Source organism: Caulobacter sp., from assembly GCF_049283275.1.
In the GTDB taxonomy this organism is placed as follows: Bacteria; Pseudomonadota; Alphaproteobacteria; order Caulobacterales; family Caulobacteraceae; genus Caulobacter.
The window spans coordinates 1-11,354 of the sequence record NZ_JBAPVS010000177.1; the positions used below are offsets into that span (position 1 = coordinate 1).

At 66.9% G+C, this 11,354-nt stretch carries 11 protein-coding genes; 8 read left to right on the forward strand and 3 right to left on the reverse strand.

From position 1 onward, the window contains the following. The first annotated feature begins 552 nt into the window (after window positions 1–552). The gene (locus WAL33_RS09595) at window positions 553–1,314 is read left to right on the forward strand and encodes a 3-keto-disaccharide hydrolase (RefSeq protein ID WP_422180788.1); all 762 of its coding nucleotides are present in this window, start codon (window positions 553–555) and stop codon (window positions 1,312–1,314) included. Here the strand turns inward: WAL33_RS09595 and WAL33_RS09600 are convergent. Further along, entirely contained in the window at window positions 1,311–2,318 is a 1,008-nt protein-coding gene (locus tag WAL33_RS09600) for a LacI family DNA-binding transcriptional regulator (protein ID WP_422180790.1), read from the reverse strand. The two genes, WAL33_RS09595 and WAL33_RS09600, sit on opposite strands and share 4 nt — an antisense overlap. A 138-nt stretch (window positions 2,319–2,456) precedes the next feature. Between WAL33_RS09600 and WAL33_RS09605 the strand changes: the two genes are divergently transcribed. From WAL33_RS09605 to WAL33_RS09625, 5 genes are read left to right on the forward strand one after another with little or no spacing between them, the layout of a single operon-like run. Further along, entirely contained in the window at window positions 2,457–3,698 is a 1,242-nt protein-coding gene (locus WAL33_RS09605) for an MFS transporter (RefSeq protein ID WP_422180792.1), read from the forward strand. Window positions 3,699–3,720: 22 nt separating this feature from the next. Next, the gene (locus WAL33_RS09610) at window positions 3,721–4,644 is read left to right on the forward strand and encodes a sugar phosphate isomerase/epimerase family protein (RefSeq protein ID WP_422180794.1); all 924 of its coding nucleotides are present in this window, start codon (window positions 3,721–3,723) and stop codon (window positions 4,642–4,644) included. Beyond that, window positions 4,644–5,783, forward strand: coding sequence for a Gfo/Idh/MocA family protein (locus WAL33_RS09615; protein ID WP_422180796.1), 1,140 nt, complete (start codon window positions 4,644–4,646; stop codon window positions 5,781–5,783). The genes WAL33_RS09610 and WAL33_RS09615 overlap by 1 nt, the downstream gene beginning before the upstream one ends. After that, window positions 5,780–6,835 (forward strand): sugar phosphate isomerase/epimerase family protein, encoded by a 1,056-nt coding sequence (locus WAL33_RS09620; protein ID WP_422180798.1) that lies wholly within the window; start codon window positions 5,780–5,782, stop codon window positions 6,833–6,835. The genes WAL33_RS09615 and WAL33_RS09620 overlap by 4 nt, the downstream gene beginning before the upstream one ends. 34 nt (window positions 6,836–6,869) lie before the next feature. After that, on the forward strand, window positions 6,870–7,229 hold the full coding sequence (locus WAL33_RS09625) for a c-type cytochrome (protein ID WP_422180800.1): 360 nt from the start codon (window positions 6,870–6,872) through the stop codon (window positions 7,227–7,229). A 16-nt stretch (window positions 7,230–7,245) separates the two neighbouring features. Here WAL33_RS09625 and WAL33_RS09630 read toward each other — a convergent pair whose 3' ends face one another. After that, a complete protein-coding gene (locus WAL33_RS09630) occupies window positions 7,246–8,064 on the reverse strand; it encodes a 3-keto-disaccharide hydrolase (RefSeq protein ID WP_422180802.1) in 819 nt (272 codons plus the stop codon). A 175-nt stretch (window positions 8,065–8,239) separates the two neighbouring features. Here WAL33_RS09630 and WAL33_RS09635 point away from each other — a divergent pair, with 175 nt between their 5' ends. Together WAL33_RS09635 and WAL33_RS09640 are read left to right on the forward strand one after the other, a co-directional pair. Beyond that, window positions 8,240–9,988: a GMC oxidoreductase gene (locus WAL33_RS09635; protein ID WP_422180804.1), complete on the forward strand. Its 1,749-nt coding sequence runs from the start codon at window positions 8,240–8,242 to the stop codon at window positions 9,986–9,988. Then, window positions 9,988–10,557, forward strand: a complete 570-nt coding sequence (locus WAL33_RS09640) for a gluconate 2-dehydrogenase subunit 3 family protein (RefSeq protein WP_422180806.1) — start codon at window positions 9,988–9,990, stop codon at window positions 10,555–10,557. Before WAL33_RS09635 ends, WAL33_RS09640 begins: the two co-directional genes overlap by 1 nt. Before the next feature lie 369 nt (window positions 10,558–10,926). On the opposite strand, the gene WAL33_RS09645 is transcribed toward WAL33_RS09640, so the two are convergent. Beyond that, window positions 10,927–11,354: trehalase family glycosidase (locus WAL33_RS09645; RefSeq protein WP_422180808.1), on the reverse strand; the 428-nt coding region annotated here is incomplete at its 5' end.

The following is an 11,354-nucleotide window of genomic DNA, read 5'->3' on the forward strand; positions in this document are numbered from 1 at the left end:
CGGCGGCCGACGGGGCGCGCGGCCGGGGACGGGACTGGGTCTGACCGCGATGCACGGACGGTCGGCTGGTCCATGTCGCCTCCAGGAATCGGCCGCGACCGGTCGCGCGCCCCGAAGCGGGACGCGCAGGCCTTGCGGATCGGGCCATCGATGACCGGGCTGGCGTCGGCGGCCTTGCTCTGGATCAAACCCGGGTCGTGTCACTGACTCCAAAAGTCGCGACTGGCACATCCAGTAGTAGCTGGGCAGCCGCTGACTCAAAAAGCTGCGATTCATGTTTTGACCGTTTTAGCTCCTCTCCGACGTTCGGACCGGCCGCTTTCGTAGCAACCATGACGACGCCGATGATGGTCCGGACCTGGCGCCCGTCGGACGCCTCGCCCAGGACCGGCGGGGCGACAGAACGGACGGAGCGACGGGCCCATAAGGGCCCTGGTCGGCGGATTTACCAGAGCGTTGGCAAGACCTGATGGTCGGGTTGGCAGTTATCGGAGAGCGGAATAGGACTGTCTGTTCGCAAGGGAGATCACGTGCCACATGCTAGCCCGGTCCATGCTCACGCTCGCCGCCGGCCTGTGCGCGGCGTCTTCGGTTGCGGCCCAGACCAAGCCCGAGGAGACCGAGGTCTGGAAGCCAACCGCGCCGATCGTCGCGCCGGCGGCGGGTGAAGGCGGCGCGCCGTCCGATGCGATCGTGCTGTTCGACGGCCATGACCTGGCCCAATGGGTCTCGACCCAGGACAAGTCGCCGGCCGCCTGGACGGTCAGAAACGGCGTGCTGACCGTCGACAAGACCAAGGGCAATATCGAGACCAAGCAGAATTTCCGCGACTATCAGCTGCATCTGGAATGGCGCATTCCGGCAGACATCGCCGGCAGCGGGCAGGCGCGCGGCAACAGCGGCGTCTTCCTGGCGTCCACCGGCCCCCGCGATCAGGGCTACGAGGTGCAGATCCTCGACAGCTACGAGAACGCCACCTACGTCAACGGTCAGGCAGGCAGCGTCTACAAGCAGCATCCGCCCCTGGCCAACGCCAGCCGCAAGCCGGGCGAGTGGCAAAGCTACGACATCGTCTGGCGCGCGCCGGTGTTCGGCGCCGACGGCGCGTTGAAGTCCCCGGCCGTGGTCACCGTGATCCACAACGGCTTGCTGGTTCAGGACCACGCTGTGTTGGCCGGCGAGACGGTCTATATCGGCAAGCCCGTCTACAAGGCTCATGGCCCGGCGCCGATCAAGCTGCAGGCGCACGGCGATCCCAGCGCGCCGATCAGCTTCCGCAACATCTGGGTTCGCGAGCTGGCGCCCAGACCCTAGGTCGGCGGCGGCGCGGTGCTGGATCGCACCACCAACTGGTGGGGCAGGGTGATGTTCTGCAGTTCGGTGGCGCGACCGCTTAGGATATCCAGCAGCAGGCGCACGACCTCATGGCCGATCTGCTCCTTGGGCTGGCTGACCGTGGTCAGCTGCGGATCCAGAAACTGGGCGAAGCGGATGTCGTCGAAGCCGACCAGCGAGACGTCGCGGGGGCAGTTGAGGCCCCGCTGGCGCATGGCCTCCAGCGCGCCCATGGCCATCTCGTCGCTGAAGCAGAAGATCGCCGTCGGTCGGCCCGGCTCGTCCAGCAACTCGCCGGTCTGGCGCACGCCGGACTCGATCGAGAAGTCGCCGATGGCGATGCGCAGAGCGCTGGCCCGGCCGTGGCGCTGGGCGGCCGACAGCACGCCGGCCAGGCGGTCGCTGCTGATCGGGCTGGCCAGCGGGCCGGTGACCACGCCGATACGAGCGTGGCCCAGGTCGTAGAGGTGGTCCACGACCTCGGCGGCGGCGCGCTCGTTGTCGATGTGGGCGCTGGACACGGCCAGGCCCGGCCGAAACTCGCAGCCGTTGACGATCGGCGTCTTGGGACCCTTGGCGGCGACCATCTCGGCCAAGACGGCGGGCAAGCGGTGGCCCAGGAAAATCAGGCCGTCGGCCTCCTTGCGGCGGAACATGGCCGCGTACTGCTCCTCGCGCGTCTCTTCGTGGCGGGTGTTGCCCAGCAGCACCGAATAGCCGGCGGCCAGGGCGGCTTCCTCGACGCCCCGGATCACTTGCGAGAAGAACGGGTTGGAGATGTCCGGCACCGTGACCAGGATCTTCTCGGTCCGCAGGGTGCGCAGGCTCTTGGCGGCGAAGTTCGGCTCGTAGCCCAGGCGGTTGACCGTCTCCATCACCTTGTTGCGGGTGGTCTCCAGCACCAGTTCGGGCGCGCTGAACACGCGTGAAACCGTCGCTGTGGAGACGCCCGCGTCACGCGCAACATCTTGAATGGTGGCCATCGGCCGGACACTGGCGACTAGCCGACAGCTTGGCAAGCTGACGGACCCCTGTTATCGATGATTTCGATTACATCGGAGCGGAGGGCGCCCAAAAAGGGCGAAACCAGCCGCCCAAACTGGTCGGGGAGGGCCAGGTCCATGAACACGAGCTTCCGGCTCTTCGTGATGATGGTGCTGCAGCTGGCGATCTGGGGCGCCTGGGCGCCGAAGATCTTCCCTTACATGGGCATGCTGGGCTTTGCGCCCTGGCAGCAGTCGCTGGTCGGCAGTTCCTGGGGCGTGGCCGCCCTGGTCGGCATCTTCTTCTCCAACCAGTTCGCCGACCGCAACTTCGCGGCCGAGCGGTTCTTGGCCGTCAGCCACCTGATCGGCGGGCTGGCCCTGATCGGCACGGCTTTTGCGACCAGCTTCTGGCCGTTCTTCGTCTGCTACCTGGTCTTCAGCTTGGTCTATGTGCCGACCCTATCGGTGACCAACTCGATCGCGTTCGCCAACTTGAAGGACCCGGCCGCCGGGTTCGGCGCGGTGCGCATGGGCGGGACGGTTGGCTGGGTGCTGGTCAGCTGGCCTTTCGTCTTCCTGCTGGGCGCCCACGCGTCGGTCGAGCAGGTGCGCTGGATCTTCCTGGTCGCGGCGATCGTCTCGTTCGCCTTCGCCGGCTACGCTCTGACCCTGCCGCATACGCCCGCCCGCAAGGATGCGCCCGGCGTCGACAAGCTGGCCTGGCGACGGGCCTTCAAGCTCTTGGCCGCGCCGTTCGTGCTGGTGCTGTTCCTAGTCACCTTCATCGATAGCATCATCCACAACGGCTATTTCGTGATGGCCGACGCCTTCCTGACCAACCGCGTCGGAATCGCCGGCAACCTCAGCATGGTGGTGTTGAGCCTGGGGCAGGTGGCCGAGGTGCTGACCATGTTCCTGCTGGGCCGGGTGTTGATTCGCCTGGGCTGGAGGATGACGATGATCGTCGGCGTGCTAGGCCACGCCGCGCGCTTTGCGGTGTTCGCCTTCTTCGCCGACAGCATCCCCACAATCGTGGCCGTACAGCTGCTGCACGGGGTCTGCTACGCGTTCTTCTTCGCCACCGTGTACATCTTCGTCGACGCGGTGTTCCCAAAGGACGTCCGCTCCAGCGCCCAAGGCCTGTTCAACCTGCTGATCCTGGGGATCGGCAATGTGGTCGCCAGCTTCCTGTTCCCCGAGCTGATCAGCAAGCTGAGCGCGGGCGGCGCCGTCGACTACACCACCCTGTTCATGGTTCCGACCGGCATGGCCCTGGTCGCCGTGCTGCTGCTGGCCCTCTTCTTCCGGCCGCCCTCGCGCGGCCCGACCGCCGAGACCGACGAGCTCCCCGCCACGGCCAGCCCGGCCCAAATCTAGCCCTTCAGCAAAGGAAAGCCTCGTGCACGAACACCTTTCTCGGCGCAGCCTTCTCGGCGCCGGCGCGGCCCTGCTGGGCGCGACCCTGGCCAACGGCGCCAATGCCGCGGCGACGCCATTCTTCCAGCGCCACAAGCTTCCGGTCGGCATCCAGCTCTATAGCCTGGGTCCAGACCTGGCCAAGGCGCTGGACGCCCAGCTGGCGACGGTCGCCAAGATCGGCTTCAAGTCGGTTGAGTTGGCCGGCTATCTGGGTCGCACACCGGCCGAGCTGCGCGCCGCCTTCGACAAGGCGGGGCTGGTCTGCCCCGCCGCCCACATCTCGCCCAAGGGGCCCAACGGTTTCAGCGGCGACCTGAACAAGCTGGCCGACGAGCTGCACGTGATCGGGGCGAAGGCGGCGATCATGCCGATCCTCTACATCCCCGACCGCTTGGGCGACGACCTGCGCCAGGCCGGTTCTCAGATGACCGCCGATGACTGGAAGTGGAACGCCGACTTCCTCAACGAGAAGGCTGCTGTCCTGAAGAAGGCGGGCATCGTCACCGGCTACCACAACCACAATTTCGAGTTCGCGCCCCTGGGCGGGACGAGCGGCATGGAGATCCTGCTGAAGGGCACGGATCCCAGCCTGGTCACCTTCGAGATGGACGCCGGCTGGGTCACGGCCGCCGGCCAGGATCCGTTCGCGCTGCTGAAGGCCCATCCGGGCCGCTTCACCCAGATGCACGTCAAGGACATCAAGCCGAGCACAACGTTCAATTTCGCACTCAAGCAGGACCCGACCGAGGTCGGCGGCGGCATGATCGACTGGAAAAAACTCCTGCCCGCGGCCTATGCCGGCGGCGTGCGAGGGTTCTACTACGAGCAGGAGCCGCCGTTCGCCCACACCCGGCTGGAGTCGGCCAAGATCAGCTTCGACTACATCTCCAAGGTGGTCGCCTGATGAGCAGGCCTTTGCGGATGGCCATGGTCGGCGGGGGTCCCGGTTCCTTCATCGGGCCGGTGCATCGCATGGCCGCCGAGCTTGACGGTCGCATCCGGCTAACGGCTGGGGTGTTCAGCCGCGACCCGGCCAAGAACGCTAAGGCCGCCGCCGACTGGGGCGTTGCGCCCGACCGCGTCTATCCGGATCATCACGCGATGATCGCGGCCGAACGGGCGCGCGACGACGGGGTCGACCTCGTCTCCGTCGTGACGCCCAACCATCTGCACTTCGACGTTTCCGCCGCCGCCCTGCGCGGTGGGCTGCATGTGATCAGCGACAAGCCGGCCACCCTGAACCTGGCGCAGGCCCAGGAGCTGGCGGATATCGTCGCGGCCTCGGGCAAGCACTACGCCCTGACCTACACCTACACCGGCTATCCCATGGTCCGAGAGGCGCGCGAGATCGTAGCGCGCGGCGACCTGGGCGCGGTGCGCAAGGTGGTGGTCGAATATTCGCAAGGCTGGCTGTCCAAGCCCCTGGAGCGCGACGGCGACAACAAGCAGGCCAGCTGGCGCGCGGACCCGGCGCAATCTGGCGTTGGCGGTTGCATCGGCGACATCGGCGTCCATGCCTTCAACATCGCCGAGTTCGTGACCGGCCGCCGCGTCGAGCGCCTTTGCGCCGACGTCTCGACCGTCGTGCCGGGCCGCAGCCTGGACGACGACTGCAACGTGCTTCTGCGCTTCGAGGACGGAGCGCGCGGCGTGCTGATCGCCTCGCAGATCTCGGCCGGCGCCCGCAACGGCCTGCGGCTCAGCGTCTATGGCGAAACGGGCGGCCTGACCTGGTCGCACGAGGCTCCCAACGTCCTGACGATCGACTGGCTGGACGCCCCCAGCCAGGTGCTGCACGCGGGGGGCGGCTATCTAGGTGCGGCGGCCCGCGCAGTCACCCGCCTGCCGACCGGCCATCCCGAGGGCTTCATCGAGGCCTTCGCCAACATCTATCGCGACTTCGCCGACGCGATCGCGGGGCAGGGGGGTAGGCTCGCGCCCGACATCGCCGAGGGCGTGCGCGGCATGGCCTTCGTCGAGCGCGCTGTGGCCGCCAGCCGCGACGACGCCGGCTGGGTGGCGCTTCAAGGAGACGCGCGATGAAGACGCTCAAGGGACCGGCCATCTTCCTGGCCCAGTTCATCGGCAGCGAGCCGCCTTTCGACAAGCTGGAGACCATGGCCGCCTGGGTCGCCGACTTGGGCTATGTCGGCGTGCAGATGCCGACGGGCGGCGCGGACTCGTTCTTCGACTTGGCGCGGGCCGCCGAGAGCCAGGCCTATTGCGATGACATCGCAGGCCTGCTGGCCGACCACGGCCTGCAGATCACCGAGTTGTCGACCCACCTGCAAGGCCAACTGGTCGCGGTCCATCCGGCCTATGACGAGCTGTTCGACGGCTTCGCCCCGCCCGAGCTGCGCGGCAAGCCTAAGGCGCGTCAAGCCTGGGCGGTAGAGCAGGTCAAGGCCGCCGCCGTCGCCAGCCGACGCCTTGGCCTGAACGCTCACGCGACGTTTTCCGGGGCCCTGGCCTGGCCCTACTTCTACCCCTGGCCGCAACGGCCGGCGGGCCTGATCGAGGAGGCCTTCGCAGAGCTTGGCCGCCGCTGGAAACCTATCCTAGACGTGTTCGAAGACAATGGCGTGGACGTCGCCTACGAGATCCATCCGGGCGAAGACCTGCACGACGGCGTGACCTTCGAGCGGTTCCTCGACGAGGTGGGCGGCCATCCGCGCGCTAACATCCTTTACGATCCCAGCCACTTCGTGCTGCAGCAGCTGGACTATCTCGGCTACATTGATCGCTACCACGAGCGGATCAAGGCCTTCCACGTCAAGGACGCCGAGTTCCGGCCCACGGCCCAGTCGGGCGTCTATGGCGGCTATCAGGGCTGGGCCGATCGGCCGGGCCGCTTCCGCTCGCTGGGCGACGGCCAGGTGGACTTCAAGGCGATCTTCTCCAAGCTGGCCCAGTACGATTTCGACGGCTGGGCGGTGCTGGAGTGGGAGTGCGCGCTGAAGCATCCTGAGCAGGGCGCCCGCGAGGGCGCGCCGTTCATTCGCGACCACATCATCCAGGTGACGGACAAGGCCTTCGATGATTTCGCCGGCAGCGCGCCAGACGCTGGTCGCAATCGTCGGCTACTGGGTCTCTAAGGCTGCCGCCAAATTCTGACGGAGAGTTTTCTCGATGAAGTTCAAGCTTACGCTCGCCGCGATCCTGGCGGGGATGGCGACCAGCGCCGCCGCCGCGCCGACGGGCCAGCAGGTGTTCGAGCAGCGCTGCACGGTCTGCCACTCACTGCAGCCCGCGCCGGGCAAGATGGGGCCGCCCCTGGCCGGCGTCGCCGGTCGTAAGGCGGGGACCGCGCCGGGCTTCGCCTACAGCACCGCCTTGAAGGCCTCCAACATCACCTGGACGCCCGACCAGTTGGACGCCTTCATCAAGGCGCCGGGCAAGGCCGTCCCGGGCACCAAGATGCTGTTGGGCGCGCCGGACGCAGAGCAACGTGCGGCGGTCATCCAGTACCTTACGTCCATCAAGAAGTAGCCGGTCCTGACGGCGCTCAACGCGCCGTCAGCTCCTGGATCTGGACGTCCTTGAACTCGATCGGGTGGCCCTCGCTCTGCAGGGCGATGTAGCCATCGGTCACCGGCTGGGCGCCGCGCGCGAGGATGTAGGGCTTGGCGCCGCCCGCGACGGTGTCGTCCGGATCCAAGGTCACGGCGGCGTAGTGGTGGACGGCCACGCCGTTGATCTTCTGAGTGATCTCGCCGCTCGGCAGGACCTCCAGCTCGACCTGCACCCAGGTCCCGTTCGGGATGGTCGGGGCTTTGGCGGGTGTCGTGCAGTGCTCTTTGACCTTGGCGCCGTCGATGGTGATGGTCAGGCCCGGCGTGCAGACCGCGCCGGTGGGGCGGGGCGCGTCGCCGTCCTTGCCCAGCAGCTGGAATTCGACCGAGACCGGGAAGGGCTGATCGACCGTCATGCTCTCCGGGCTCTGGCTCAGGAACATGATCCCGCTATTGCTGCGCGCCCAGGACGGGGTGTCCGCAAGGCCGCCGTCGGTGAGGAAGCGGTAGGTCAACATCAGGCGATAGGCCTTGAACGGCGTCTTGTAGAAGAGATGTCCAAACTGGCCGTCCAGCTTGTCGTAGCCGGCGTAGGACACGCGGATGACGCCCTGGTCGGCGATGAAGGTCTGGCGATAGTTCTCACCGGCCGGATGCTTGGCGACCTTCGCCGTCCAGCCATTCAGGGTCTTGCCGTCGAACAGCGAGCGCCAAGGCCCAGCCTTCACGTTCTCTGCGCTTGCCGCGCCCGCGCATAGCGCCAGCGCCAAACCCATCGCCGCTCGGCGCGCACGCGTCGTCGATCCGATCATGGTCCCTCGTCCCTCCCAGTCGCTCGGCGTTTTGATGCGAATGCCAAGCTTTCTTGCAATGTAACCCATTTCATGGAAGCCTCCAGGCAAGAATAGGGGGTTCGCCGAGGTCGGGGCGTCGTGTTGCTTAAAGCTTCCGGCGTGGTCCATTCGAGCGGCCGCAAAGGGAGCGAAAATGGCCAATCTGAGCGGCCGCGCGCGTCGCGAGAACACTTACGACGCCATCGTCGTGGGCAGCGGAATCACTGGCGGCATAGCCGCCAAGGAGCTGACCCAGAAAGGCCTCAAGGTCCTGGTTCTGGAGCGCGGGCGCATGGTTCGCCACCTTGAGGACTATCCGACCGCCGTCCTGGATCCCTGGCAGACCAAATACCCGCAGGGGCAACTGCCGCAGGCCGAGCTGGACGCGCACTATCAAGTGCAGCGCCGCACGAACTACACGATGACGGAGTACACCCAGCACTTCTTCGTCCGGGACGACCAGGATCCCTATACCGAAGAGAAGCGCTTCGACTGGATCCGCGGCTACCACGTCGGCGGCCGGTCGCTGACCTGGGGTCGCCAGAGCTATCGCCACAGCCCGATCGATTTCGAGGCCAACGCCCGCGAGGGGATCGGTGTCGATTGGCCGATCCGCTACGAGGAGCTGGCCCCTTGGTACGAACATGTCGAGCGCTTCATCGGCGTCTCCGGCCAGCACGAGGGCCTCAGCCACTTCCCCGATGGCCACTACCAGCCGCCGATGGAGATGAACTGCGTCGAGAAGGCCTTCAAGAGCCGCTCGGAGTCGCGTTTCCCCGAGCGCCGGATCAGCATCGGCCGAACGGCCCACCTGACCGAGCCGACCGAGGAGCAACTGAGCCTGGGCCGCACAAAGTGCCAGTATCGCAATATGTGCATCCGGGGCTGCCCGTTCGGCGGCTACTACAGCTCCAACTCCGGCGGGCTGGTGGCGGCCGAGCGCACCGGCAATCTGGTGATCCGGCCCAACTCCATCGTCACCGAGCTGATCTACGACGAAAAGGCCGGCAAGGCCTCCGGCGTGCGGATCCTGGACACGGAGACAAAGCAGGATGAGGAATTCTACGCAGACGTCGTCTTCCTGTGCGCCTCGGCCTTCAACTCGGCCTGGATCATGATGAACTCCACCAGTTCGCGGTTCCAGAACGGTTTCGGCAACGGCAGCGACCAGCTGGGGCGCAACGTCATGGACCACCACCTGGGCGTAGGCGCCACCGGCGACGCGCCCGAGTTCGGCGACATGTATTATTCCGGTCGCCGACCGAACGGCATTTACGTGCCGCGCTTCCGCAACCTGGGCGACGAGGCCACCAAGCGCAGCGACTACCTGCGAGGCTTCGGCTACCAGGGCGGGGCGTCGCGTCCTATCTGGGACCGCGACCTGGGCGAGCGGGCCAAGGGCGCCAAGGGTTTCGGCGCGGCGCGCAAGGCCGCGCTCAGCCAGCCCGGCCCCTGGAGCATGGGCCTGGGAGGTTTTGGCGAGATCCTGCCCTACGAAGACAACCGCATCACCATGAACCACGCCCTGAAGGACCAGTTCGGCCTGCCGACCCTTTCGTTCAACGTCACCATCCGCGAGAACGAAATCGCCATGCGTCGCGACATGCAGACGGCGGCGGCCGAGATGCTGGAGGCGGCTGGCTTCAAGAACGTCAAAGGCAAAGACAGCGGCTACGCGCCGGGACTGGGCATCCACGAGATGGGCACCGCTCGCATGGGCCGCGACCCGAAGACCTCGGTGCTGAACGCCCACAACCAGGTCCACGAGTGCAAGAATGTCTACGTCACCGACGGGGCGGCCATGACCTCGGCCTCGTGCGTGAACCCGTCCCTGACCTACATGGCCCTGACCGCCCGCGCCGCCGATCATGCCGTCAAGGCCCGTAAGCGGGGAGACCTGTGATGCTGAACCGACGCGACACTCTACGCGGTCTGGCCCTGGCGGTCGGCGTAGCCTCGACGGGTTGGGCCGAGCGCGCCCTGGCCGCCGCGGCGCCTGCTCCGGCCCTGACCTGGACCCCGACGGCCCTGACGCCGGATCAGGCGCGGCTGCTGGACGTCGTGGCCGAGCTAATCATCCCCGCGACCGACACGCCCGGCGCCCGCGAGGCCGGCGTGCCGCGGTTCATCGACCGGGCCGTGGGCGACTACTACACCAGGGATCAGGTGGATCAGTTGTTGGGCGGTCTGGCGCGCATGGACACCGACGCCCGCGCCGCGCATGGCGACGCCTTCATCGCCCTGACGCCCGAGCAGCAGGTCGCGTTGCTGACGACCTACGATCAGGAAGGCGGGATCGCGCGGGGGGAGGGCCAGACTCACTTCTTCCCGGCATTGGAGGACATGATCACGGTCGGCTACTTCACCTCAGAGCCCGGCGCGACCATGGCGTTGAAGTACGAGCCCGTGCCCGGCGCCTACCACGGCTGCGTTCCGCTGGCCGAGATCGGGCGCGCCTGGGCGACCCGCTAGAGGACTGTGCCAAGACAAGCCGCCGTTCGGAGGAGCGTCGCGTCGGCGGCGCCCAAACGGCGAATTGGCCCGCGCGACAGGGGTTCGGCTGCCGTGCCATCGACACTGGCCCAACCCAACTAAATCGAAGGCGCTGATCGCGAGGTTTGGAGTCAAAAACGGTCGCGGACTTTGGCGGCAGAAATCGAGAGGCCCCGGAACCTTAGAGCAACACCATTGGAGTCAGTGACAGAGTCAGCGTTCGACTTGTCACTGACTCTTTAAGGGGCGAGCCAAACTACCTCCAAAATTGTTGGAGGCCTCAGACGTCAACCTAGATCGGCGAAAAGCGGACCTGACCCCAACCTTGCTTCGACCCAATCGGAGTCCTCACGAAGGGGGGTAGAGCTCCAGCAGCGCGCGCGTCACGCCGTTGGTCCAGCCAAAGCCGTCCTGCAGCGGATACTCCCCGCCGCCGCCGGCCTTGGCTTCCTCGACGTCGTACTTCTCGAGCATCTTGCCGCTGGCCTGGTATTCGCGATCGACCGTCTTCAGCCAGCGCTCGCCGATGTCCTTGGCCAACGCCTCCTCGCCGTAGCGGCGCAGGCCCGACACCGCCACCCACTGAAGCGGGGCCCAGCCGTTGGGCGTGTCCCACTGCTGGCCGGTCGCGACGGTGGTGGTGCGCAGGCCCCCGGGAGCCAGCAGCAGGGCGCGGGTCGCCGCCGCCACGGCCTTGGCCTGGTCCGGGCTCGCGGCGCCAACGAACAGCGGATAGAGGGTCGCGGCGCTGGGGTGATCCAACCGAGCCCGCTCAC